The organism is Companilactobacillus ginsenosidimutans (assembly GCF_001050475.1).
Classification (GTDB): Bacteria; Bacillota; Bacilli; order Lactobacillales; family Lactobacillaceae; genus Companilactobacillus; species Companilactobacillus ginsenosidimutans.
Genome location: NZ_CP012034.1, coordinates 245,697 through 270,288 on the forward strand (window position 1 = coordinate 245,697; position 24,592 = coordinate 270,288).

Annotated in this window: 27 protein-coding genes; 26 read left to right on the forward strand and 1 reads right to left on the reverse strand. The window is 35.0% G+C overall.

The features are described from left to right. Positions 1 to 84 precede the first annotated feature (84 nt). From pnuC to ABM34_RS01405, 4 genes are all read left to right on the forward strand, one after another. Positions 85 to 807 (forward strand): nicotinamide riboside transporter PnuC, encoded by a 723-nt coding sequence (gene pnuC, locus ABM34_RS01390; protein ID WP_048702621.1) that lies wholly within the window; start codon positions 85 to 87, stop codon positions 805 to 807. A gap of 180 nt (positions 808 to 987) precedes the next feature. Beyond that, positions 988 to 1,116, forward strand: coding sequence for a hypothetical protein (locus ABM34_RS13470; protein WP_257719942.1), 129 nt, complete (start codon positions 988 to 990; stop codon positions 1,114 to 1,116). 57 nt (positions 1,117 to 1,173) lie between these two features. Beyond that, positions 1,174 to 1,392 (forward strand): hypothetical protein, encoded by a 219-nt coding sequence (locus tag ABM34_RS01400; protein ID WP_157023184.1) that lies wholly within the window; start codon positions 1,174 to 1,176, stop codon positions 1,390 to 1,392. A 69-nt stretch (positions 1,393 to 1,461) separates the two neighbouring features. Then, positions 1,462 to 1,896, forward strand: coding sequence for a transcriptional regulator (locus ABM34_RS01405; protein WP_198141157.1), 435 nt, complete (start codon positions 1,462 to 1,464; stop codon positions 1,894 to 1,896). A 732-nt stretch (positions 1,897 to 2,628) separates the two neighbouring features. Here the strand turns inward: ABM34_RS01405 and ABM34_RS13565 are convergent. Further along, the gene (locus tag ABM34_RS13565) at positions 2,629 to 2,712 is read right to left on the reverse strand and encodes a putative holin-like toxin (RefSeq protein ID WP_225418291.1); all 84 of its coding nucleotides are present in this window, start codon (positions 2,710 to 2,712) and stop codon (positions 2,629 to 2,631) included. A gap of 378 nt (positions 2,713 to 3,090) precedes the next feature. Between ABM34_RS13565 and ABM34_RS13025 the strand changes: the two genes are divergently transcribed. The 22 genes from ABM34_RS13025 to ABM34_RS01520 all read left to right on the forward strand — a co-directional run bounded on the left by ABM34_RS13025 (position 3,091) and on the right by ABM34_RS01520 (position 24,436). Then, positions 3,091 to 3,273, forward strand: coding sequence for a hypothetical protein (locus ABM34_RS13025; RefSeq protein ID WP_083988242.1), 183 nt, complete (start codon positions 3,091 to 3,093; stop codon positions 3,271 to 3,273). Further along, positions 3,248 to 3,769, forward strand: a complete 522-nt coding sequence (locus ABM34_RS01415; protein ID WP_048702626.1) for an HNH endonuclease — start codon at positions 3,248 to 3,250, stop codon at positions 3,767 to 3,769. Before ABM34_RS13025 ends, ABM34_RS01415 begins: the two co-directional genes overlap by 26 nt. 97 nt (positions 3,770 to 3,866) lie before the next feature. Beyond that, positions 3,867 to 4,349: a phage terminase small subunit P27 family gene (locus tag ABM34_RS01420; protein WP_048702627.1), complete on the forward strand. Its 483-nt coding sequence runs from the start codon at positions 3,867 to 3,869 to the stop codon at positions 4,347 to 4,349. A 4-nt stretch (positions 4,350 to 4,353) separates the two neighbouring features. Next, entirely contained in the window at positions 4,354 to 6,222 is a 1,869-nt protein-coding gene (locus ABM34_RS01425) for a terminase large subunit (protein WP_048702628.1), read from the forward strand. 222 nt (positions 6,223 to 6,444) lie between these two features. Continuing rightward, positions 6,445 to 7,644 (forward strand): phage portal protein, encoded by a 1,200-nt coding sequence (locus tag ABM34_RS01435; RefSeq protein WP_048702631.1) that lies wholly within the window; start codon positions 6,445 to 6,447, stop codon positions 7,642 to 7,644. Next, positions 7,622 to 8,209, forward strand: a complete 588-nt coding sequence (locus tag ABM34_RS01440) for an HK97 family phage prohead protease (RefSeq protein ID WP_232298608.1) — start codon at positions 7,622 to 7,624, stop codon at positions 8,207 to 8,209. Before ABM34_RS01435 ends, ABM34_RS01440 begins: the two co-directional genes overlap by 23 nt. Further along, a complete protein-coding gene (locus ABM34_RS01445) occupies positions 8,199 to 9,392 on the forward strand; it encodes a phage major capsid protein (protein ID WP_048702633.1) in 1,194 nt (397 codons plus the stop codon). Before ABM34_RS01440 ends, ABM34_RS01445 begins: the two co-directional genes overlap by 11 nt. A gap of 63 nt (positions 9,393 to 9,455) precedes the next feature. Next, on the forward strand, positions 9,456 to 9,803 hold the full coding sequence (locus ABM34_RS01450) for a head-tail connector protein (protein ID WP_048702634.1): 348 nt from the start codon (positions 9,456 to 9,458) through the stop codon (positions 9,801 to 9,803). Beyond that, positions 9,787 to 10,140: a phage head completion protein gene (locus ABM34_RS01455; RefSeq protein WP_048702635.1), complete on the forward strand. Its 354-nt coding sequence runs from the start codon at positions 9,787 to 9,789 to the stop codon at positions 10,138 to 10,140. The genes ABM34_RS01450 and ABM34_RS01455 overlap by 17 nt, the downstream gene beginning before the upstream one ends. Beyond that, on the forward strand, positions 10,127 to 10,561 hold the full coding sequence (locus ABM34_RS01460; protein WP_048702636.1) for an HK97 gp10 family phage protein: 435 nt from the start codon (positions 10,127 to 10,129) through the stop codon (positions 10,559 to 10,561). Before ABM34_RS01455 ends, ABM34_RS01460 begins: the two co-directional genes overlap by 14 nt. A gap of 1 nt (position 10,562) precedes the next feature. Beyond that, entirely contained in the window at positions 10,563 to 10,928 is a 366-nt protein-coding gene (locus tag ABM34_RS01465) for a DUF806 family protein (RefSeq protein WP_048702638.1), read from the forward strand. A 1-nt stretch (position 10,929) separates the two neighbouring features. Next, complete coding sequence (locus ABM34_RS01470; protein WP_048702639.1) at positions 10,930 to 11,583, forward strand: phage tail protein; 654 nt, start codon at positions 10,930 to 10,932, stop codon at positions 11,581 to 11,583. Positions 11,584 to 11,636: 53 nt separating this feature from the next. Next, a complete protein-coding gene (locus tag ABM34_RS01475; protein ID WP_048702640.1) occupies positions 11,637 to 12,026 on the forward strand; it encodes a hypothetical protein in 390 nt (129 codons plus the stop codon). Between the two features lie 14 nt (positions 12,027 to 12,040). Then, on the forward strand, positions 12,041 to 12,271 hold the full coding sequence (locus ABM34_RS01480; protein ID WP_048702641.1) for a hypothetical protein: 231 nt from the start codon (positions 12,041 to 12,043) through the stop codon (positions 12,269 to 12,271). Next, the gene (locus ABM34_RS01485; RefSeq protein ID WP_048702642.1) at positions 12,272 to 17,287 is read left to right on the forward strand and encodes a phage tail tape measure protein; all 5,016 of its coding nucleotides are present in this window, start codon (positions 12,272 to 12,274) and stop codon (positions 17,285 to 17,287) included. It abuts the gene before it with no gap. A 2-nt stretch (positions 17,288 to 17,289) separates the two neighbouring features. Then, positions 17,290 to 18,129 carry a phage tail domain-containing protein gene (locus ABM34_RS01490; RefSeq protein ID WP_048702643.1) on the forward strand — a complete coding sequence of 280 codons (840 nt, stop codon included), beginning with the start codon at positions 17,290 to 17,292 and terminating at the stop codon, positions 18,127 to 18,129. Beyond that, positions 18,129 to 19,337, forward strand: coding sequence for a prophage endopeptidase tail family protein (locus tag ABM34_RS01495; protein WP_048702644.1), 1,209 nt, complete (start codon positions 18,129 to 18,131; stop codon positions 19,335 to 19,337). The genes ABM34_RS01490 and ABM34_RS01495 overlap by 1 nt, the downstream gene beginning before the upstream one ends. Next, the gene (locus ABM34_RS01500) at positions 19,334 to 20,317 is read left to right on the forward strand and encodes a hypothetical protein (protein ID WP_048702645.1); all 984 of its coding nucleotides are present in this window, start codon (positions 19,334 to 19,336) and stop codon (positions 20,315 to 20,317) included. The genes ABM34_RS01495 and ABM34_RS01500 overlap by 4 nt, the downstream gene beginning before the upstream one ends. A 264-nt stretch (positions 20,318 to 20,581) precedes the next feature. Next, positions 20,582 to 21,823 carry an IS21 family transposase gene (istA, locus tag ABM34_RS01510; protein WP_048702647.1) on the forward strand — a complete coding sequence of 414 codons (1,242 nt, stop codon included), beginning with the start codon at positions 20,582 to 20,584 and terminating at the stop codon, positions 21,821 to 21,823. Next, positions 21,813 to 22,562: an IS21-like element helper ATPase IstB gene (istB, locus tag ABM34_RS01515; RefSeq protein WP_048702648.1), complete on the forward strand. Its 750-nt coding sequence runs from the start codon at positions 21,813 to 21,815 to the stop codon at positions 22,560 to 22,562. The genes istA and istB overlap by 11 nt, the downstream gene beginning before the upstream one ends. A 77-nt stretch (positions 22,563 to 22,639) precedes the next feature. Beyond that, a complete protein-coding gene (locus ABM34_RS13130) occupies positions 22,640 to 22,897 on the forward strand; it encodes a hypothetical protein (RefSeq protein WP_157023190.1) in 258 nt (85 codons plus the stop codon). Next, on the forward strand, positions 22,898 to 24,436 hold the full coding sequence (locus tag ABM34_RS01520; RefSeq protein WP_048702649.1) for a BppU family phage baseplate upper protein: 1,539 nt from the start codon (positions 22,898 to 22,900) through the stop codon (positions 24,434 to 24,436). Positions 24,437 to 24,592 lie beyond the last annotated feature (156 nt).

The following is a 24,592-nucleotide window of genomic DNA, read 5'->3' on the forward strand; positions in this document are numbered from 1 at the left end:
CAATGATAATTAGAGTTACAGCTATTGACCCAAGATTTTTGCCATTTATGGAAGACGTAGAAGACGATAAAGTGGAGGAAGAAAATGAATAATTTTAGACTATCAAATGCAAGTCACGTATTAAAACCAAGTTGGTATAAACAGCAAATGAGTGGTTGGAGTAAGCCGAGTTATATCCTTTTAATTATTGGGTGGATCTTCTTAATCACAGTAGGTTTTATGGGTGGAGTAAATGAATTAGCCATTACTTCAACTGTTGCTGGTGTTATCGGATTTACATGTACAGTTGCAATTACAAACGGCAAACCTATCAACGGCATTCTCGGGTTCGTATCGGCTATCATGTTAATCTATGTAGCGTCCGTAACGGGTAACTATTCCGATATTATTATGCAAGCATTTTATGTTATGCTTTTAGATTTGCCTATTATGTTCTCATTCAGTTGGAATAAGACAGAATTTCAACCGCGTAAGATGAAACGACATGATCTGCTGTTGACAAGTTTAATCTTTTTAGCCTTCTTACTTATAACCTATGGAATTGACACACTATTACAATCACCACAAGCCGTATTAGATGCAATCGCAGCTACAATTGGTTTAACAGGTGCAGTATTGACTCTTAAGAAGTTTAGAGCTACATATTATTTCTGGTTAGCCCAAGGATTAATGTCAATAGCTCTTTGGATTCAAACGGCTCTCCATGGTCATGCAGTCTGGGTATTGATGTTTACTTATATTCTATACTTGCTAAATGATTTGGTCGCATTTACAAGTTCAAAATGGTTCCATGAGAGAAAGGCTTAATGCCCGTGATAGCGTTAGCAGGGGTGATTGGTTCAGGAAAATCCTCATTGACAAAGAGTATTGCTGAACATTTAAACACGGGTTATACATTAGTTGGTAGACCAATCGAATTAACCGAGGATTGTATACGCCCAGAATTTTGGTTACATATCCTGACACTAGATGGATTGGAGGATAACAATGAAATATAAATTAAAGCTAGATTACACGGCAGAAGAACTAAAAGAATTAAAAGAACTTAGGGTGTATTATTTTAGTCCAATGAATGCAATACGGGATATGTTAAACGTAGGAACTGGTAACGGTTAATTCGAAAACTTGTGGGCAAAATATATCATAATTGAACATGAAGACGAATTTGATTTCATGGCAGATATTAATAACGCGGTAATGGGAACTGCTATTTTTCCAGAGAATAAATATGTTGTCCATGATAAAGCTGCAGGCCAGTATATTTATTGCACTGCATTACAGGACAATTTACGCTGGGGAGACCTTAAGTCATCTGCAGAGAAAAAGACCAAAGAGGAGTGGTTAGAAATTAATCCGGCATACGAACCAATGCTAGAAAGGGTAGAAGACTAATGAATGAAAGCAAAATAATTGGTCTTTCCAAGCAGATTAAGTGAAATTCGAGCGTTAATAATAGGAAGGGTGAGCATCATTAGATCAGGAACGAAGAAACGAATTGAAGAAATTTTACGTGACTATCCTAAGATGGATAGATATATCCATGATAGAAGAGAAGAATTAATGTTTCCAACCAAGTCAGAAGATGAAAATGTAGGCGGTGGCAAGTCATCTAAGATTTCTAAGCCACAAGAACAGATGCTTATTACTATTGACGAGGACAAGCAACTAAAAGCCTTGGAACGTGAGCAAGAAGCAGTAGAAATCAGCTTAGCTGATAGCGATGCCGACACTAATGTCATTGCTGAAGAATTATATTTCAAGGAACATCCAAAGTATCAAATGGATGGATTGATTGAAGACGAGCTAATATATTGCGGACGTACTCAAGCATTCCAAAAGAAGTCTAAATTGATTAGAAGAATTGCAAAAGAAATGGGACTATATGATCCCTATTAAACCGTACTAATTGCGTACGCACAGACCCTATTTAAGAGTTAAATTAGTAGTATAGAAAGTTAGCGAAATACTGGCTTTCTTCTCATATATATTAACTACGACGATTCAATAAAGGCATGCAGAATGTTAATCAGTAGAGAGTCGAAGAAACAGATCTAGACAAGGATAGTCTATAAAACCAAAATAAAAAATAAAATATTTAACACAAAGACAGCCTGTCTCTAACTGCAGAACGATCTTTAAAAAAACGACAACGTGAGTAAACACGTAATAATCTAGCTCAACGCTATTAATGCCTGCTTATGATAACGGCGTGGCATTGTGGGGATACTGGCGTACGACAGTGGTTCGATTCCACTGATCCTCATTGGATATACATACCGGGAGTGTATCCATCCCTTAATCATAGAATCCTCCTCGGTGGGATGTATCCAGTGGTGTGGATATACTATACGCTAGCAAGTATGCAGGCTCGATTCCTGCCATCCCAATATTAACCGTGGTGGTGGTAGCCACGGTATTAACTAAGTCACTCTTAACGGGGGTGGCTTTTTATTTACCCTATGATATTAATACCCAAATTACTTGATTAATTTATTGCTTTACTACATAATAATGTTGTAAATAAAAAGCCAACACCTAGTGGAATAGGTATTGGCTGGTAGCCCGTTAAAGACGGTGACTTAGGTATAACTAAAAATAACTGTTTAACCTGTCAAAGTTAAGAGACGGTTATTTTTTTTGATTAAATTTTAGTATGATAACTGTTAATGTTGAAAATGAAATCATCAACATTAAAGCTTGATACACGCTCATATTAACCTTTCTCAAGGTAACACTCACTATTAATCATAGGCATCACCTCATTTTTATATGAAGATTAGCCACCATCTTAACTTGCTACAGCGAAATTATATCATAGAGCATTACTTTAACCGGTAGTGCTTTTTATTTTGCATCGCTAATTATAGCGGTGCTTTTTTATTGGAGGAAACAGTATGGATAGTAAAAAATTTTTTATAATGGCAGTAATATGCTCGGCTCTTTCTTTGTTAATGATTCTTATGTTTTATCTAACTACAGATAGCATAATTGGGAAGATCTTATTTATTTTGATTGCTGTTGTTTCATCAATCTTTTATACATATCAGGGAATCACATATTATAAACAATTTGTAAAGGACAGAAAATAATATGAATAATAACAATACATCGCACATAGGTTTTTTAGAACTACTCACTCTCATCTTTGTGGTTGCTAAGCTGCTATCATTCATCACGTGGTCATGGTGGTTAGTCTTCTTACCAATCATACTTAAAGTAGTGTTAAGTCTTATTGTTGGTGTCATCAATGGTATTGCCAATGTTGATGAGTAGATGTAAACATCTTGGTTGCCATACATTAGTACCACGTGAACAAGTATTCTGTGATGCCCATAAGAGCGATATACAACTCTATGAGCAACGTAAGGAAGAACAACGTAAACATATCAAGAGACATACCAAGTCTTATAACAAGCAAGTACGTAGTCAATCAGAAGAACGAAGACAACGTGAGTCGTTCTATCATTCAAAGCAATGGAAGAAGATACGTGAGTATGTATTAACGAGGGACAATTACTTATGCCAGTATTGCCTAAGGTTCGGCATCATTAGACCAAGCAAGACGGTAGATCACATTGTTCCTGGTCAAGTTGCTCCAGATTTGATAACGGATGTGGATAATCTGTCAACGATTTGTTATTCATGCCATAGACGAAAGACGGAATGGGAACAAGGATTTTATAAGACTGGTTATAGAAATGATAAGCAAAAAGTTAAAAAAGATATTTTATTGAAAAATATTTCTGACTTACCCAATTTTTCAAAATAGCCCCCGGCCTACTGTCGCAAGGGAGACAGCTCGCACAGTGGGCATGAGCTAAAAAAATAACCCCAAAATCAAAAGTTTTTACCTAGGAGGTGATGATATGAAGCAACCAAATGCAGGGCGGAAGCGCAATTTAGCAGTAGTAGATCCAAAGCATCCAGAGCAGAACAAGAATAAAGAGGCCCTAATAGAGGCAAATAAGAAATTAAATGAGCTTGATGAAAAACCACCTGCACACTTGCCGAAATATGCAAAACAATTATGGAAAGAGTTGGCTCCTGAATTAAATAAGGTAGGTATGGTTACATCCTTAGACAGTACTAACTTTGAATTGTTTTGTATGCAATATCAAGAACATCGTGATGCAGTTAATGCTATAAAGAAATATGGAAGTGTATATGAGGATTCAAATGGGAATTTGAAAAAGAATCCAGCCGTTAACGTTGCTGATACAGCTACAAAAAATTTAAGATCACTAGGCATGATTTTAGGTATCGATTATAATTCACGTTCACAGAACGCTAATACGGAATCGGATAACAATATAGATATTAATGAAGCGATGAAGGCGTTTGGTGGTTAATGTTATGGACTTAACAAAATTAAGACAGAGCGACAAAGAAAAACAATTATTGAAGCAGTACTCCAATGATGACTTCACAGATATACAGAAGAAATATCAAGATGAAGGAACAAAATACTGTTTCGAAGTTTTAAACGGTAAGAGGACTACTGGTTATAATATTAAATTAGCTTGTTACAGACATTTAAGGGATCTCAAACGTGTTGAAAATAATACGTCTGATTTCCCTTTTTATTATGATTTGACAAAGTGTAAGCAGGTAATGAACTTTGCAAAAATTTGTCCCAATGTCGATACAGGTAAGCCTGTCGCATTAATGGCTTGGCAGAATTTTATCTTATGTCAAATATTTGGTTGGAGAGATAGTAATAAGAACAAGCGATACAGTTCAGTCATAGTGTCTGTTGCTAGAGCACAAGGAAAAACCTATCTTTGTGCGATAATTGCTTGTTATGCATATTTAATCGAGGCCAGCGGAAAGAATAACCAAGACCTAATGGTTACAAGTAACATTACCGAGCAAGCCAAAAAAATCTACGGTTATATTTCAACCATGATGAATCAATTGACCACTACTAATCCAGTATTTAAAGAATATAAGAAGAAAACTGACATGGACGTACAGTTTAATCGGGTTATTCAAAGAAATACGAATAATCGATTATTACAATTGTCTGCTGAGTCAGGCAAGTTTGATAGTTATCACTTCTTATCAGCTATATTCGATGAGGCTGGCGAAACTAATCATAGCGTGGTAACCGACAAAATTACTTCTGGTCAAATTAACACACCTAATTCTCAATTTATTCAAATTTCTACTGCTTACCCCGACTCGACTGTTCCCTTCAAACAAGAAGAAGACGTTGTTATTCGTGCTATGGAACAAGATGATAAGCGAGAAGGCGACCATCAATTGGCCCTTATTTGGTCTCAGGATAGTGAAGATGAAATCAATAAACCTGAAACCTGGGTAAAGAGTAATCCATTGCTGGATTTACCAGATAAACATGATGGGCTTATTTCTGGTTTGCAGCGAGAATTAGACATTAAACGTATCAACTCACAAGAATTTAGTTTTGCAAACAAAAATTTAAATATTTGGCTGGATCATAAGGTTAATTCATACATTGATAATGAAGATTGGGATTCAACTATTATTGATGATTTTGATATTAATGGTAGAGATGTATATATTGGATTTGATGCCAGTTTAACTTCAGATAACACAGCTCTTGCCTTTATATATCCATATCGGTCGAATGGACAAAACCTATTTCACATTGAACAACATTCCTTTGTTCCTTGGAAATTACTTGGTTCCATTGAGGCTAAAGAAAAATCTGATGGCATTGAATATCGAAAGTTTGCAGATTTAGGGTTCGCTACAATCACTAATAATGAGCGTGGACTAATTAATCTTGATCAAGTATACAATTGGTTACTTAATTACGTTCAAGAGAGGGATTTAAATGTTAAGTTCTTTGGTTATGATGCATTGAGAACTAATAATTTTATTCAAACACTAAATGATGAGACTGATTGGCCGATTGAACCTTTGAGACAAACTAGTTATAACCTTTCTGAATCTATCAAATATATTCAAGATAGTTTTTTCCACAGAAATGTGACACATTTAGATGATGAGATCATGAAAAAGGCCCTTCTGAATGCGGAAGTTGGTGAAAATAAGGCTGGTATGGAGATTGGTAAATCAAAACAATCAATGAAAATTGATGTGGTTGATGCTTTGATCGACGCAATGTATCAGGCAATGTATTACTTTAATGATATGCGTGACCGTGATGATCCACTTAGCAAATATAGTGACCAAGCAATCCAGGATTATTTGGAATCGGATGATTTTGGTTTTTAGGAGAACAACATGAAGAAAATATTAAATAATTTGAAGCATTGGTTTCTATCAAACATAGACACCGTGCTTTTTTTATTGGCTTTAGTGATTATCGATGTAAATTCTTATCATTTTGGAAGTCTAATTGGTAATTATGTTGTGGCTGGTAGCTTGTTCGTAGTCACTTACATATTAAATAAACCCCAAAAATGATTTTAATAACGGTAGAAAGGAAGTGAGCACATGTTATTCAGATCATTAAGACCCACAAGTAAGCCTTACCAGATGTTGGGGAGTGGAGATTATGAATTAGGTTATTCATTGAGAAATGGTCAGCTAGTATTTAACTCTGGTTATGTGTCAGCTACTAAAGCATTGAAATACTCAGATGTATTTGCGGTTGTAAATAAGCTTTCTGAAGATATGGCGAGTGTACATTTTCAAACGGATAATAGCTTTACTAAAAAAGTATTAACTAATCCCAGTCATTTAACTAATAGCTTTGCTTTTTGGCGATCAATGTATGCACAAATGCTTCTAACAGGAAATTCTTATGCCTACATTTGGGGTGATAAATCTAACAGAAGTGACCATCTAGAGTATCTGAAACCATCTCAAGTTAATATTTACAAGTCGGGTGATGGTGAGAACTTAACTTATGATTTAACATTTCCTGATACTCAAGAACCAGATATGAATAATGTTCCCAGTTCACAGATCATTCATTTGAAGACCATGAGTATTGACGGGGGATTAGTTGGAATCTCCCCCTTGAGTGCTTTATCTAAGGAACTTCAATTACAAGATGCTAATAAGGGACTAGCTTTAGACGCGATGAAAAATGGTCTTAATATATCGGGTATTTTGAAACTAAACCGTGGAGATTTAAGCAACCCTAAAATTAGAAATAGTGTAAGGAATAAATTTGAAGAGACATCTAAAAACGGACATACAATCGTTTTAGATGCTTTGGAAGATTACCAATCTTTAGAAATTAATAAGGATATATCTAAGCTTCTTTCTTCTACAGATTGGACTGGTGATCAGATTGCCAAAGTATATGGAGTTCCCCAAGATTATTTAGGTACAGAAAGTGAACATTCAAATATTGAACAAGTTGCTATTCAGTACTCACAAACTATCGGTAGGTATATAAGGGGTGTTCAATCTGAGCTCAGTTTAAAACTTAACGGAAATATTGATTACGATATTAACCAAGTATCTGACATTGATGGCCAACAAGTGGAAAATAGAGTATCCAATCTTGTAAAGAACGGTGTTATAAGTTCGGAACTCGCTCAAAATATTTTACTTAAGAGCAATTCAGATTTATTGACGGTAGAGGCAATGAATGAAACTGATAATCCTTTACCACCCGTTGTGACAAAGACAACGGTAACTGAGAAGGGTGGTGATGATAGTGAACAAAATCAAGGAAATTAGAGTAGCCAATAATAGTGATTTTAAGCTTGAAAAGCGTGCCGAGAGTAATGGTAATAATTTATCAGGTTATGCAATTATATTTGACCAACCAAGTGAAGACTTAGGCGGATTTATTGAATATGTTGATAGGTCAGCATTAGATGGTGTTGATTTAAGTAAGGTTCAATTACTTTATAACCACAATTGGGACAACATTTTAGCAAGAACAGATAGCAGCACTTTATCACTTCAAGTAGATGATAGAGGGCTGTTTTTTAATGCCCAAATTCCTGATACGACGCTTGGTAATGATGTTTCAGAAAATGTTAGAAACGGTAATTTAAAAGGTTGCTCATTTGGATTCACCATTAGAAATGACAGCTGGCAAAATACTACTTCTGACACCGCTATTAGACACATTACTGAGATTGATGATCTATTTGAATTGTCTATTACACCAATGCCTGCCTATCAAGAAACTACTGTATCAAAACGTTCTTTAGATAAATTTAAGCAACAAGAAATTAAATCATTGGGTTCTGAATTAGAACTCATCAAATTAAGGAGTAAATTATATGGATATTAAAGAAATTCAAACAAAAATTGATGAAGCAGAAAAATTCATCAGAAGCGATGCACCACAAGAAGAAAAAGATAAAAAAATGGAAGAGATCAGAAGCCTTACTAAAGATTTTGAAAATTCCAAAGAAATCGAACGTGCTAAGAACATGATTACTAAGAATAACGATGATGATAAGAAAGATTCAGAGGATGAAGATAAATCATCTGATGAAGGTGATAAAAAGAAAGAGGATAAAAGATCAATGCCAGAAAAGACATTTCAAAATAAAGAAGTAAGAAACAAGATCACTGTTAAGCCACAAGAAGAAGTACGTTCAGCACTAAACGCCTATGTTCATTCACGTGGTGAAAAACGTGATGGTGTTAAAGAAGTTGGTAATGAAGTTATCGTTCCCAAGGATATTGTTTATGACCCCAAACAACCAGTTCAAACACAATATGATTTGAGACAATTTGTACAAAATACCTCAGTAACAACTGCTTCTGGAACATATCCAGTACAGGATAAAGTTGATGCCGTATTCCATACTGTTGAAGAATTGGAACAAAATCCAACACTAGCCAATCCAACTTTCAAGTCAATCGATTATAAGGTAGCTACATATCGTGGACAATTGCCAATCTCTCAAGAAATGATTGATGATACAGACTTTGATGTTGCTGGTCTTATTGGTCAATATATCCAAAAACAAATCTTGAATACTACTAATCAAGCAATTGCTGAAAAGATGAAGACAGCTACACCTGTTTCACTTTCATCAAAAGATGACATTACAGACTCAATTAAAGAAATTCTCAATGTAAAGCTCGACCCAGCTTATATGCCTAAGATTGTCGCTACTTCAAGCTTTATTCAAGCCGTTGATACATTAAAAGACAAGCAAGGTCATTACTTACTACAAGATAATATTGCTCAAGGAACAGGCAAAATGTTATTAGGATTAGACCTAGTTCGTATTCCTGATACATTGCTTGGAAAATCTGGTGATGCCATTGCTTGGATTGGTGACCCACGTGCTATTACATTCTTTGACAGAAATCAAAATACTATTCGTTGGCAAGATAATCCAACATACGGCCAAATTCTTGCCGGTAATATTCGTTTTGATACGGAAGTTACTGATTCAGAAGGTGCTTTCTTATTAACTTTGGCTGGAACAACAACTCCAACACCCAGTAAAGCCTAGTGAGATTTCTTTAACATCAAATGATAAAGAAACAACTATTAAGGCTGAATAGGAGGTCACTTCATGAATGACGATAAGTTATTACAAACGCTTAAGCTCAGTTTACGTGTTGATGGAGACGAAGATGACGAAATTTTAAAGAGAAATATTTCCGCTGCCAAATCTTATGTGATTGGTGCTATTGGTTATGATGATGGCATTATGACAGGATTTTATGAGCTTGCCGACATTAAAGATCAATTTGAAATGGTAGTTATTGCAATTGCAAGCTCTTATTATACTTATCGTTCGGCAATTGTAGGAAACGCAGTCAGTGAAGTCGACTTGGTCAGCTATTCGATCATTGGACAACTTAGAGGCAAGTATATTGATTTAGAGCAACGAGGTGGCGTAAATGGTTCAAAGAATTAATTTCAGCCGTCTTAATAAACGTCTTTCCTTATGTGGTGTAGGAAATAAAGAAACTGCACAGCATACAAACAAACCAGTATTAACCCCTATCAACACCATTTGGTGTGGTATATATACACTTACTATGAATCAAAAAGTCACATTGCTTGGAACCCCTGATAGTTTCGATGTAATAGTAATCGTACGTCACCAAGCAAAGGGATTAAATGGTGCTAAGTACGCAGTATTAGACCATCAGAGTTATCAAATAACAGACTATAACCCAGATTCTGAAAATATTGCTGATGCGTATGACCTTATCAGTCTGAAAAGAGATGACAAAATTGGATTTAGTTGAAGGCTTAGAACAGTTAGACAACGAGCTAGGTAAATTAATTCCAACTGAAACTCAAAAGAAAGCAATGACAAAGGCGGGTGCAGAAGTTTATAAACAACTGCTTACAAAAAATATGAACAATTCTCTTCATAAGGGAAAACATTCAAGAGATACCAAGATAGATTTGTCTAAATCGATTTCAATGAGATATAAATCTGAAGATGGTGCCACTTTTGTTGGATTCAAGAATGATAAAGAAAATCCTGGCTATATAGCACGATTTTTAAATGATGGCTATATGGCTCATGGTGGGAAAGGTAAAAATTCTCATAGTACTAAGTACATTCCAGGACTTCATTTTCAAGAACATTCAATTGAAGAGAGTAAGAATGATGTTTTAGAAGCTGAGGCGAAAGTCTATAGACAATTAAATGGAGATTAACATGGTCTCAAATGTGATTTTAGATATATTAAAAAAAAACTCGGATGAATTAAAAATTGATTCATCCAATTTTTTTGCTCAAAACATTCCGCAACAATATGTGGATGTTGAAAACACAGTCGTCCTAGTATCTGAAATACATGATATCTTTACAAATCGTGCAAGTGATATCAGTACAGCTAAGGATCAAATGATAGAAATACAAATTTTTTATCGTGGTGATACGGATGACGAAAATACACAAAACAAAATTAATCAAATATTGGAAAAACAATACTTCTACCAAATAGACTCTTATCCAGATATTGATCCGGTGACGGGAGCTTTTAGTAGAACTATGAAATACGAACATACGGAGGAAATTTAATATGGCATTATCAGGTTTTGAAAGAGTAAGAATTGGTATTTATAACGCGATTGATGATGAAACAATCAAACCAGAAAATATTTTTGATATCGGACCAGATAGCAAAACTTTTGGTTCAACGGTTAGTGCATCTATCACAAACATTGCACCTACTACAACTCCAATCAATGGATCGGACCAAGTTTGGAAGACTCCAGGAAAAGGTACAGGAAATATCTCAGTTGCCTTTGTAGCAAATACAATGGATAAAATTGTTCGTGCAAAAATTCTTGGAATGGATACAAAAGATGGATATCAAACAATTTCATCAGACACAGAAGCACCTTATTGTGTATTTGAACTGATTTCACATGATGCACAAAATGAAAAAGCCAAGGCTAGAATCGCACTTCTCAAAGGAAGATTTAGTTTAGGTAACGTTGATCCAAAGACAAACACAAATACAACTGTTTATTCGCAAGACAATTTAACATTTACTGCAGTAGACAGAAACGATGGCAAAACATATGTTGAAGCTATTGAAGATGATGATTTTGATATTGATAAGTATGAAATGGATGTATTTGGCCAAAAGGTAACTAACCCTGATGGTGGTGCTACAAGTTCACCAAAGACATTACCAAGTACTGATTCAAATACCCCAACAAATAAATAGTGATTAACTAAAAAAAGACAGAGACGATAGACGTGAGACGATAAGGAGAGAATATGTCAAAGACACAAGCAACAATTACATTTTTAGGAAAGAAACGCATTATTAAGAAGTCAGTCAAGAATTTCAGACTAGCATTGGAATTTCAAAAGAAAGACGTACTTACACAAAAACAGTCACATGTAAAAATGAATGAATACAAAGAATTAGCAGATTCAGATCTTGGCAATGAAGATAACTATTCAGCAATTGTTGATGCGACTGCAAGTCTAACAGATATTTCTATTGAACAAATAAATGCAAGTTTAGAGTTCATTCAAGAAACTTTGAATTTAAGTGATGCTGAATTCACAAAGTTAGAAGAATTATCAAATGAAGAAGTAGCTGCGACTACTGCTAAGATTTCAAATCTAATTACTAATGATGATACAGACCCAAAAAAGTAAAAGAGTCAGATTATGTGGCTCCTTCAGAGGTTTTAAATGAATTCTTAGATTTTGAACGAGGCTTAATGGAGAACATGGGTTGGGACATCGAAACTGTCGAGTCTCAGCCTTATTTTTTGCTTGTAGAAGTTATGAGTGAAAAAAGAAAAAATGAAAATCCAAATAATGACGTTGGACAAATGAATTTAGGCGATTTCATTCGAACGGGTGGGATTGCATCAATTTTTCAGAAGGGAGGAAAATAAATGGCAAAAGATATGCAATTAAACACTGGTATTCATATTGATACCATTCAGTCGGAAGGCTCAATCAAGTCGTTGAAGGACCAAGTCCGTGCACTCACTTCAGAGTGGAAGGCAAATGAAGCAGTTTTGAGAGCTAATGGCGACTACCAAAATGCATATAAGTCAAAGGTTGACGGGCTTAATCGTTCCATTGAAGGCCAGAAGAATTATATCAATAGACTTAAAGATGAAATGAAGCTTTTGGACACCTCCACATCTGAAGGGTCTAAAAAGTATTCCGATTTGGCCAGTAAAATTAACAATGCGACTCGACAAATGAGCAACATGTCTCAGCAACAAGAACGCGCTAAGAACGTTTTAGACTTATACAATCAAGGAATCATGAAACAAAAAGATGCTCTTGAACGTACTAAATCAGTTACGGATAGTCTAATCGAAAAGTACAAAGCTGAAGGCCAAAGTATCAAAGCCAATTCAACTGAAAGAGAAGCTCTCAAGAAACGAATTACTGAATTAAATTCATTATATGAAAAAGAATCCAAACAACTTCAAAACGTTAAGAAGTATAGTGGATCAACGTCAAAAGAATTTTCACAGCAACAGACTCGTGTCAATGAGCTTGGTGCTGAAATAGGTAGAAGTAATTCAAGATATCGTGAGTTAGGCACTCAATTGGGAATTGCTGGCACACACTTTGTTGGTTTCAGAGAGAATGTTGGTAAAAGTAAGCAAGTTCTATCAATGACTCGGGACTCCATTAAAAAAACAGCTTCTCATTTGAAGAATCTTGCCTTAACTGCAACACTTGCGGGTACGGCTTTGGGTGCTGCATTAGCAAGCGGAGCACGAAACGCTACTGAACTACAAAATACCACTAAGGTTACTAGCAATTTACTTGTAACTGGTGGAGAAAAAGTTAGTGAAGTTACAAGAAACGTTGCTGAGATGCAAAAAGATGGTCAGCAATATGCGCTGAAATACGGTAAATCTCAAAATGAAATTGCTTTAGGATATCAAGATCTTGTAAAACGTGGTTATGACTCAAAACAAGCACTAGGAGCAATGCGCTCTGAACTACAAGCTTCTGTTGCATCCGGTGATGATTTTGCTGACGTTGTAAAAGTATCTTCGCAAACTTTAGAAGCATTTGGTATGAGAACTGATTCCACAAAAGGGATGATTAAGAATACCAAGACAGCGGTTAATGATCTTGCATATGCTGCTGATATGACAGCTACCAATTTCTCTGATTTAGGAATTGGAATGTCTTATGTAGGATCAACGGCTCATCAAGCAGGATTTAGTTTAGCCGAAACTTCAAGTGCTATGGGTATTTTAAGTAATAATGGTCTTGAAGCAGATAAGGCCGGTACCGGATTAAGAAAAGCAATTAATAGTCTTATTTCTCCAACTAAGGGTGCTTCTGATGCTTTAGGTCAGATGGGATTGAGTACCAAGGATTTCGTAGGACAAGATGGAAAGCTCAAGTCGATGACTGACATTTTCGGTCTGCTCAATGAACATACACAAGGAATGAGTAAACAAAGTAAAGTCGATTTATTCCACAGTATTTTTGGTACAACAGGACAACAAGCTGGATTGATTTTAGCTGATAATGCCAAGCAGCTAGGCGAGTTGAATAAAAAAGTTGAAGAGTCATCAAAAAATAACTATGTAGCTAAGTTGGCTGAAAAGAATAGTAAGACTGGTAAAGTTGCATTAAATAGATTAAAGCAAGCATTTGATTCTATTACTATGACAATCGCCTCTAACGCTCTTCCTGCGATCACTCAAATTGGCGATAAACTCGCTAAAGGTGCTGGTTCAAAAGAATTTGAAAAAGATATTCAAGGAATTGGAAAAACTGTCGGTCATTTGACTGATAATGTTGCGGCCTTTTTTGGTTATTTAGGTCAACATCATGAAGATGTTCAAGGAATCGTAACTAGTACAGGGAAAATCGTTGGATATTTGGCTAAAGGTGCTTGGAATACTTTTGCTGGAACATTAAAAGTAATTGGTGGTGCTTTTGGCCTTGTCTCTTCTAATGGGAAAAAAGCCAAAGATCCTTTACATGTTATGAATGAATTTGTTACTAATCTGGCAAAGCATAAGAATGCTGTTGAGGTAATTGGCGGGTCGATTGCAGCTATATGGGCCGTAAATAAAATGTCCAACTTTGCATTAAAACTAAACGAAATAACTGGATTGTTCAGTAAACTGTCTGGATCTTTGAAAAAAAGTGACTTACCAATTGAAGCAAGCAATTTAGCGGATAATACCGCAACAAGTTTCAACAACAAACTTTCTACAAAGCTTTCTTCAAGTCAGATGGGTTCTAATATCATGGCTATGGGAAAATCTACTATGGGTAAGTTTGCTTTAGGTATGAGCGCCGTGGAAGTAGGATTTGATGTTGTTAAAGCAATAAACGCCAAGAATCCTAAGGAACGTATTCAATCAACCGGTGGTGCAATTGGTACAGCCCTTGGAACCGGGATAGGAGCTGTTCTGGGTGGACCTGCAGGAGCAATGATTGGTTCACAACTTGGAGACCAGATTGGAAAACATGCTGCACCTAGCATTAGTAATTTGCTTAAAAATGGAACCTTTTACGACAGTAAATCCTTAGAATACATGAAACAGCAACGTGAGAACGCCAAAGAAAACTTGGACAACACCAATAAAAAAGCGGACTTTGGTAATTTACTTGAAAATCACTTTGATCAAAAGAAGGCAGATGCAGACGCTGCCAAGAATTTTGAGAAGCAAAAAGCAATTTTTGATAAATGGGATAAGAAGATTAAGGATTATAAGAGTGGAAAATCTAAATCTTCCAAAACTTCTACCAAAGAAGCCATTGAGAATGTTGCAACCACACATGTATCTAAAAAAGATATTAAGAATGTTAAAGATATGGTTCCTGCTATTAAGAAATATGAGACGGCATTAAGTGGCCTCAAGAAATTCTTGAAGAAAAATAACCCCAACAAAGAGTTGACGGCTATTAGCAAGAACATTAAAGGGTCGACGAAAAATTGGGATAAGTTAGCTAAACCAATCAACAATATTGGAAAAGCATTCAAGACGCTCGCTTCATTTAGTAAGTCAATGAACAAAAAAGACGCCTTTGCTGCTCTGAATAAGGATTTACCAAAACTTGAAAGTACAGTTAAGAAAAGTAAATTAGATGATTACTTGAATAAAATGAGTAAGAATCTCAAGAAAAATAAATTAGCTGAGCAGATTAAGGATTTGGACAAGAGTATCAAGAAGAGTATTCCAAGTTGGACTAAATTCGAAAAACCAATTAATAAGGTTGGTAAAGCATTCAACACTCTCAATAAATTTCTTAAAAGCTATGGTAAATCAAACCCCTTTAGAAAATTAGAAAAGGATTTTACTTCATTAACAAAAACTCTTAATAAAACAAATATTGGAACTGTACTAAAGAAGCAAATTGATACAGCAAACAAGGCCACCAAGAAGAACACATTTGCTTCTAATTTCAACAAGTCAACTAAGAGTATTGAGAAGAGTCTTAAATCTTTTGATAGAACATTCCAAAAGAGTTGGAATAATGTTTGGAAGAGTGCAAATAGTAATTTAAAGAATCGTATGTCTACTATTGTTAAAACGTTTAACAGCGATACAAACAAATTGAAGTCAAGAGAGAAGAACTTTACAAATTCGTTTATGAGCGAGTGGAAGAGCTGGTTGAATAAAGTCGTTAATTCATTTAAGGGTGGATTTAATCAGCTACCTGGTATTGCTTCAAAACAAATGTCTAAAGTCATTGATCAAATTAACAAAGGTATTGGTGGAATTAACACTGTCATCAAGGACTTTGGTGGCAAATCGTTGTCACTTGCAAGATATGCAACAGGTACTTCAGGAACTCCTGGTGGACTTGCTGTTGTTGGTGAAGAAGGATTTGAATTAGCGCACGACAAAGAACACGGTATTTATCCTGTTGGGTTAGGTGGAGAAGAAGTAAGATATTTGAGCCCTGATACTTCAATCATGCCACATGGTATGTCTCAGCAATTTCTTAGCATGGTTAATTCACTTCCACATCATGCCAATGGTAAAGGTGATGCAACCGGAGATATGATGTCGTACCTATTGGATCATTTAGATGAAATCAAAAAGGACCCAATGCCACTACTAAAGAAGAGCTTCTTTGATAAAGCTAAGTTCTCAGGAAGTCAATTTAATGTAAACTTCGGTAATGCGTTATCAAATGGATTCCTGAAATCAATTTCTGGACCTTTTAAAAAGCAACTAGAGAACCTAGATTTCTCAATGGGTGGTAATTATGATCCTAAAATGATTATGGCGGCAGCAGCAATGATGAAAGTTAGCCCGAGTGCTTCGTTCATTAAGATGTTGCAAGCAGTTATCCAGTCAGAGTCTGGTGGTCGTAATATCGTTCAACAAATTCATGATGTTAACTCTGGAGGTAATGAAGCCCGCGGTATTTTGCAATATACGCCACCAACATTCAACTACTATGCTGTCAAAGGACACCATAATATTATGAATCCTTTTGATCAGTTGCTTGCATTCTTCAATAACAGTGCATGGCAAAGTTCTATTGGTCCAACAAGTATTTGGGGTGTATCTAAAATTGATTGGTTGCATTCTGGACCTCAAGGTCACAGGCGTATGGCAAATGGTGGTTTCGTTCCCTCAGAAACCAAAGCAATCGTTGGCGAGGCTGGGCCTGAAGTAGTTATCCCACTGAATAGAAAGCAAAGAGCTTTAGATTTAATGGTTAAAGCAAATCAATATATGAATGGAGGTCAGTCAACACCCAACACTGAAAATCAAAACAATGAGTTAAATGACACGATGCAGTCCCAATTAATGGCTACACAAGAACAGAATTCATTATTGAAAAATATTCTTTCTGCAATCGTTTCTAGCAATGGTAACGGCGGTTCAGGAATGGACAGCTTTTTACAACAAATGGCAGGTTCAAAAAGAATGCATGACTTTCAGGCGGGCTATTAATTATGCAAGTATCTAATATGCAGACATTATACATAAAAAAACAAGGCGAACCGGAGATAGCTATTACTGCTAATCATCAGTTTGCCTTTTTAAATTTGGTTAATGGCACTCCTAAACCCAAGATGAATACATATACTCCAACAGGTATTGATGGTCAGATACAACAAGGCGCCATTACTTACGATGCCACAACTGTTCAAGCTGATTTTTTAATAAATGCTCGAAATGCATATGAGCTCGATCTTTTAGAACATAAAATTTATGATCTATTTTCAAGTCGTGCGGTAATGAGATTACGGAGTTCGGTAAGCCCTGCTTTGGTGGTTTATTGCTATCCACAACCATTTACGATGACAAGAGTGGACTATGCAGAAAAGAGTTTTTCAGTCACATTTAATAATTTGTCAGGTTTTAGACAATCAATTGTTAATTCAGATGAGATATTTAAATTCAATGGAAATTACCAAATAGGGTTAAATCTTCCAAGAGACAAAGATTACTCATATCATTTTAAATCTAATGACTTTAATGTTTATAATCCAAGTGATGTTGATATCCAGCCTTTGGAGCAACGACATGATCTAGTGATTAAAATTACCGGTACAGGAAATAATGTGGTTTTAACTAATACTACTTCGAATGAAACTTTTACTTATAAGAAAGGATTAACGGATGGCCAAACGCTGACTATTAATGGTATCAATCCATTTTTAGATGATACTTCTTGTGGCATTGACACTGACCACGGAACAATCAGTCTGGTCAAGGGAAATAATCATTTCACTGTATCTGGGTTAGACAATCCAGATATAACATTTAGTTTTCCGTTCTTATATTTCTAATGACCGAAAAAATAATAGTTAAAGAACGTACCGGTAAGTATGAAGAATTACTGAATAATTGTATCGAACCTGAAACTTTTATCATTGATTGGGAAAAAAATAGCAACTATGAATTGTCATTTACAGCTTTTGATGATCACTCGTTAGCTTTTAGCCTACTTACTAACGAGAATCATATAATCGCAGATGGTCAAGAATTCGTGATTAAAACATCTGAACCAACACTATCAGGTTCAACACATACTATAGATGTTAAAGCCACACACATTGGTTATGAATGCACCTATGTTAGAACCAACGAAAGTATGGACGGTTCATTTGGTTTTACACCTAAAGGATTATTTGATTATGTCACTAAGAATGGTCAAAAGACCGGTGGATTCACCTATGAAATTCATGGAGATTTTCAGCCAGTTCAATTTGACAATATGGGTAAATGTTCCTTAAAAGATGTGCTGAGTAAAATTACTGATTCATGGAAAGGGTCGGTTTATACATTTGATAATCGGCATATTGATATATGGTCTGAATCTGAATTTAAAAAGGATAACGGTAGAGTAATTCATTACTATCACGATACATCAGATGTTAAATTATCTGCGGATACTACGGAGTTACAAAACATTGCAATGGTATATCCAAGTCAAAAAGAAGCCACTAAAACTGACACTTCAGATAATAGTTCGGATGACTCAACAACTAAATCTGATGACACAAAGAAAAACGATTCTGATACTACAGAAAGTAAACCAGAGTATATTTTCCCACCATTTGAAGTGCGAGATGAGGATTCTATTGCTCGTTTCGGAGAAAAAGCTGGAGAAGATATCAATGACGACAAATCACAGAACGCTGATGATGCTAAGAAATCAGCATTATCGCAGATGAAATCTGAACCAGCGATCACATTAACTTCTACCTATTATGGAGACGATGATTTTTTTAAAGGTGAAAGTGTTCTGTTAAAAGTTCAACCGTTGAACTTAGATACTAATGTTACAGTTGTGGGAATAAAAAAGGCCTTACTCAACTTTGAGCAGGTCAAGCAGATTACTTTTAACAATACGGTTCAGACTTACTTTGATCTTGAAAATAGTACCAAAAACACAATTACTAATTTAATTGATTCTAAGATTAGTAACATTACGAATAATTCAAATGGAAATAATCAAAGTAATAAGTTATGGGAAGTAGGTGAGGTTAAATGACAAAAATAATGCAGCTCTCTGATTTTGAAGGTAATCGGGCATATGCAAAAACTCATGCCGATGATGATTCTGTTGAAGGGCTGACTAAGTTCGTAAACAATCTAATTAAAGGCACTAGTACAAATATTGACCTCACTGATTATTTTACTAAGGAAGAAATTAAACAATTACTTTCTGATTCGATCAAGAATTCCTTAAAAGATTATTATACGAAGGAGGAAGTTAAAGAGCTTATGGCAACAGGAACCGATTTAAGCGATTACTATACCAAAGAACAAATTGACAGTATCATCGATAAAATTCCAAAAGCAGATTTATCAAACTACTACACAAAAGCTAATGTGGATGAACTAATTAAACAAATTTCTTCTGTAGATTTCTCCAATTACTCAACTACTGAGGAAATGAAGAAAGCAATAACTGATGCAATCGCAGCGTATAAACCTGATATGAGTAATTATTATGACAAAGCTACTGTTGATAATAAAATTGCTCAATCAAATGAGAATACTACAGATCTAAGCCAATATCTTACAAAAGTTGAAACGATTGATGCTATAAATGATGCTATTACTGATAAATTAGATAATTACTATACAAAAACCGAAACTGATTCTGCAATAATGAGCAAAGGTGGTTCTAGCCCTGAAACAACTGTTATAAAAAGTTTCTTAAACGGTTGGAAAGGGCAAGCAACCTTAACGAAATTTGATAAGCTAGTGGTTTTTCAGGTATTAATTAGTTCAGCTATTACATATGCACAGGATATCTTTGAGATTCCGAAAGGATATTTGCCTGATCTATCTATGTTTTCAAGAAATAAGGCAATTATTTTTACTGGGCAAGGATTTGATTCGTCGTTAGGATCTGATCAAACTGGATCATTTGTTATGGATAGCAAAAAATTTTATCTTAGGTCTATTGATCTTTTTGATGCAACTAGAACTTATAATATTTGCGGGAGTTATTACACAGCATGATAAAAATTACTGAAGACACCTCATATATTAATTTTCTAAATGATAATGATGAAAACTTTACCAAGATTTCTAATAATATTAGCAATGCATATAAGTTATTGCAGAGTTTATATATGACTGATAGAAGTTATACACCAAGCTTTAAAAAGTTAGTTAATAGTGTTAATAGCGGTAATAAAATGTAGGTAATCGCCGGTTTAAAACTGTCGGTTTACCTACATTTTTTAGTATCATTTTCTTATCAAGATCCTGGAGGTCAATTTGATGAGAAATGATATTCGCGAAAGGATGGAGTTCTACGTGAATGAAAATATTAAACCTAACTTCACTGCTTTAGGCCGTACTTACAATGCCGATTATCGAACAATAAAAAAAGCTTACCTCGAGGCTTCTAATCCACCAAACAAAATGGTAAAGAAGCGAAAAAGTAAGTTAGATCCATACACTGCAATAATTGATGACAAATTAGAACTTGGATGTAGTGCGATGGCAATCTTCAAATTTATACAAACTCAAGGTTATCCCGGTAAATACACTTTGGTTAAGGATTATTGTCATGACTTCAAAAGGAAGAGATCAAAGAAAGCCACGATTCGTGTGACACATTCCCCTGCATTATCCGCTCAGGTTGATTGGAAAGAAAATATGGTTCTCTATGATAAATTTGGAAAGCCACACAAGTTTAATATCTTTCTATATGTTCTTCCCTTCTCAAAGATGAAATTCATGACGCTCACTTTTGAACGTAATCAGGATACTTTGTTCGAATGTCTTAATGAAGCTTTTAAATACACTGGAGGCATTCCAAAAGAAATATGGTTCGACAATATGAAGATTGTTGTGGACCATTCTAAGAGTCAGTATCATAAAACCATCTTCAATTCTAGATTTCTTGCTTTTACCAAAGACGCAGGCTTCAAGCCAATTGCTTGTCGACCATTCAGACCTCAAACTAAAGGATGTGTCGAGGCACTAGCTAGAACAACTGAGAGATTACGTGCTTTTAATTATGAGTTTGAAACTGATGATGACGTTATCAAGTTAGTTGATGAAACTATGAATAGTTTGAACAATGACATCTCACAAGCGACAGATATTAAACCGATAGATCTATGGAATGACAAAGAAAAAGAATACTTACATAAACTACCATCAGACCTACTTAATCCATACTTCGAAGACGATATTACCCGTATCGTATCTTCTGAATCAATGGTCCAATTTCGTAAATGTAAGTATTCCGTTAGCACCCAATATATCGGTAAGACAGTCGAAGTTCGCTTATCCGATAATGGGGATCAATTACAAATATATTATAACGGAGCATTAATAAAATCGCACTTGATAACCTCAAACAAATTCAACTATACACAAGAAGATACAATTGAGATTCTTCAATCTGACCTTAAGAAAAACAAATCTGAAGATGAGATAAGAAACTACATCGAGAATAACTTGGTTCAATATGATGCAATTGAATTTGGAGGTAACAACAATGCGCGATAACTACCATGAATTAATGAATAATCTACAAGAACTTGGTTTGAACAATATGTGTAACTACCTGCCAGAGTACCTCGATGAAACTGGCCATAAAACTGTACCACTAACAGAATCACTATTGAAGCTAACTGACGAAGAGATACATGCCAATGAAAGAAAGCATATCGATTCGATTATCAAGAAAGCACGTTTTCCCGTCAAAAAGTCCATTGAAGAATTTGATTTTGGATTTCAAACAAGCATCAATGAAGTTCAAATTAGAGAGTTTCAAAATATGGGCTTCATGGAGCGACATGATAATTTGATATTTCTCGGTTCTCCGGGTGTTGGGAAAACTCATCTAGCAACTGCCATTGGGGTATCTGCATGTAGACAGGATATAAGAACTTTATTCATCAATTGTAATGACCTCTTGTTGAAACTAAAAAAAGCCTATGACAAGGGAACCTTGGATAGACAAATAAGAAGATATTCAAATTATGAGCTTTTAATAATTGATGAACTTGGTTACTTACCAATTGAAAAGCAAGAAGCCAATTTACTCTTTCAGCTCATCAACAATAGATATGAACGACATTCTACAATTATTACTAGCAATGCCAGCTTGTCTAGTTGGGGGGATATTCTCCAAGATACAGTAACTGCTTCGGCAATTCTTGATAGATTAGTGCATCATGCACAAATCATCAAGATTACAGGTAAATCATATCGTCTTAGAAACAACGATTTAATCAAGAAATAAAAACCGCTAAAAACCTACATTTTTAACCGCTATAAACCTGCATTTTTATTCCGCTATTGACAAATAGTTTTGATGATGTGAAATTATACAATAATTCATATGATAATTATCAATTATTAAATGAAGTATTGAACAACACTATAGATATGTTAAACGAAGCAGGAGTTGCTAATTTAGTGACTCATGATGAGTTCAAACATATTTATCTAGAAATACCTAAGCAGTTAGAATTAAACAAAACATATATAGAAATATTTAATAAGGACTGGCAAGCCGTTGATGATTTTATTAACGAACTTGATACCAGTCTTTTTATTTACAAGGAGGAAAAATAAATGGACGAAAATATTAAAGATATCTTGGATCAAGATACTTGGTTGCCAGTAACTCCTGATATCACTAAAGATGGATATATCAAAATTGATTTAAATAAAGTAGATCTAGTTACATATTCATTCAATAAGCGGTTTAGACAGGGTGAAAATGGTCCACAATTGAAATTATGGTTTTATGATGGTAACCAACCTCATCAGTTAGATAAGGATAACTCATCTGTAACATTATATGGCTTAGATGCTGGAGATAAGATCAAAGTAATTTCTGCAGACCAAAGCGATACGTGGCAAGCAGGAAGAGTTGTGATTGCATTATCTTCACAGGCGATGGCAACTGCTGGACAGTACAAACGCTGTGTAATTGAGGTTAAGAACAAGGATCAAGTTATTGCGACAATCAATTTTAATTTAGACGTTTTACCGAATGATTTTTATAATTTGAATATTGGCAGCGATCCTTTTAGTTCTCAAGTCGATGAAAAAGTAAAAAATACAATCAATTACTTTAATGATATTTCAAAAGAAGCAACTGATAAATATGATGGATTGAAACAAGCAATTGATAATATTACTGATCAGATTGCTAAGAATAACATAGTAACTAAAGATCAATTATTAAATTATTATACTAGAGATGAAATCGATGCAATGCTAAAGAAGTTGAACGGCGATGGAGAAGTTACTAATAAACAGTCATTACCATCAGGTTCTTTCGTTGGTATACCAAGTACAGTAACTGCATACCTTGGAAATGGGACCGTTTCACGTACTTTAGATAGTGGAGAAAATTTTGCAACAGATATCTCAGCTATTTTAAACAATAAAACTGTCTATCGTGTATCCACAAACGAATGGGTGTATTCAAATGAGGTGACGTATGTAACACCAAAGATTATTACAGTTACACCTTCTTCGACATCACCACGTCTTTATAATAGCTGTGGCAAGGATGTATCTAGATCTCTAACTGTGGTCCCATATCCTGCTGATATGGTTATGACTTATGGAGATATTACAGCATATAGAATTTCTACAAATGAATATATTGATAGTCGTGATACGACAACTGGAAGTAGTGGAGGAAATACTGGTACAACTGGAAATACTGGAGGAAATACTGGTACAACTGTTATTACTGGAATAAACGCAACTAGTTCTAACCTGGAAAAAGTTGGTGTTATTAGAGATTCAAAAGTTATTAGTAAATCAGGAGTGCCTGGCAGAACGATATCAGCAGGACAAGATTTCCAGGTGTCACACTATGGAACTTATAACGGAGAAGACTATTATCAAATTTCAACTGATGAATGGATCAAAGGTTATGATGTGACTAAAGTTATCAAGGGTAATTATAATGATGTAACTATTTCAGCCTCAAATCCAAGATTATATAATGATTGTCTACAAAATGTTTCTAGATCAGTTAGTGGCACTTTCCATGTAGACGCTTCTATTAGTGGTATTGATAATAATGGTAACACCATTTATGGCTTAAGGATTTCTACAAATGAATATGTAAATCAAAAAGATGTGGTATAGCGGTGGACATATATGAAAGAAAAAATAGATCATTTTAGAAGACATTACCGTAGAAATTACGTTTGGATATGGATATCTATGGCAACATATGGGCTCTGCTAATTACACTGTATTGCCACTCATTGATTCTGTAGAAGTCTACTAAAGAAGGTGACG

Coding starts and splice junctions, on each gene's coding strand:
- ABM34_RS01435 (WP_048702631.1), top strand. CDS start 6,445: ATGTTATTCAGATCATTAAGACCCACAAGTAAGCCTTACCAGATGTTG.
- ABM34_RS01415 (WP_048702626.1), top strand. CDS start 3,248: ATGGTATTGCCAATGTTGATGAGTAGATGTAAACATCTTGGTTGCCAT.
- ABM34_RS01455 (WP_048702635.1), top strand. CDS start 9,787: ATGGTTCAAAGAATTAATTTCAGCCGTCTTAATAAACGTCTTTCCTTA.
- ABM34_RS01400 (WP_157023184.1), top strand. CDS start 1,174: ATGGCAGATATTAATAACGCGGTAATGGGAACTGCTATTTTTCCAGAG.
- ABM34_RS01520 (WP_048702649.1), top strand. CDS start 22,898: ATGGACGAAAATATTAAAGATATCTTGGATCAAGATACTTGGTTGCCA.
- ABM34_RS01500 (WP_048702645.1), top strand. CDS start 19,334: ATGACAAAAATAATGCAGCTCTCTGATTTTGAAGGTAATCGGGCATAT.
- istA (WP_048702647.1), top strand. CDS start 20,582: ATGAGAAATGATATTCGCGAAAGGATGGAGTTCTACGTGAATGAAAAT.
- ABM34_RS01420 (WP_048702627.1), top strand. CDS start 3,867: ATGAAGCAACCAAATGCAGGGCGGAAGCGCAATTTAGCAGTAGTAGAT.
- ABM34_RS13025 (WP_083988242.1), top strand. CDS start 3,091: ATGAATAATAACAATACATCGCACATAGGTTTTTTAGAACTACTCACT.
- ABM34_RS01470 (WP_048702639.1), top strand. CDS start 10,930: ATGGCATTATCAGGTTTTGAAAGAGTAAGAATTGGTATTTATAACGCG.
- ABM34_RS01475 (WP_048702640.1), top strand. CDS start 11,637: ATGTCAAAGACACAAGCAACAATTACATTTTTAGGAAAGAAACGCATT.
- ABM34_RS01445 (WP_048702633.1), top strand. CDS start 8,199: ATGGATATTAAAGAAATTCAAACAAAAATTGATGAAGCAGAAAAATTC.
- ABM34_RS01425 (WP_048702628.1), top strand. CDS start 4,354: ATGGACTTAACAAAATTAAGACAGAGCGACAAAGAAAAACAATTATTG.
- ABM34_RS01490 (WP_048702643.1), top strand. CDS start 17,290: ATGCAAGTATCTAATATGCAGACATTATACATAAAAAAACAAGGCGAA.
- istB (WP_048702648.1), top strand. CDS start 21,813: ATGCGCGATAACTACCATGAATTAATGAATAATCTACAAGAACTTGGT.
- pnuC (WP_048702621.1), top strand. CDS start 85: ATGAATAATTTTAGACTATCAAATGCAAGTCACGTATTAAAACCAAGT.
- ABM34_RS01485 (WP_048702642.1), top strand. CDS start 12,272: ATGGCAAAAGATATGCAATTAAACACTGGTATTCATATTGATACCATT.
- ABM34_RS01450 (WP_048702634.1), top strand. CDS start 9,456: ATGAATGACGATAAGTTATTACAAACGCTTAAGCTCAGTTTACGTGTT.
- ABM34_RS13470 (WP_257719942.1), top strand. CDS start 988: ATGAAATATAAATTAAAGCTAGATTACACGGCAGAAGAACTAAAAGAA.
- ABM34_RS01495 (WP_048702644.1), top strand. CDS start 18,129: ATGACCGAAAAAATAATAGTTAAAGAACGTACCGGTAAGTATGAAGAA.
- ABM34_RS01465 (WP_048702638.1), top strand. CDS start 10,563: ATGGTCTCAAATGTGATTTTAGATATATTAAAAAAAAACTCGGATGAA.
- ABM34_RS13565 (WP_225418291.1), bottom strand. CDS start 2,712: ATGAGCGTGTATCAAGCTTTAATGTTGATGATTTCATTTTCAACATTA.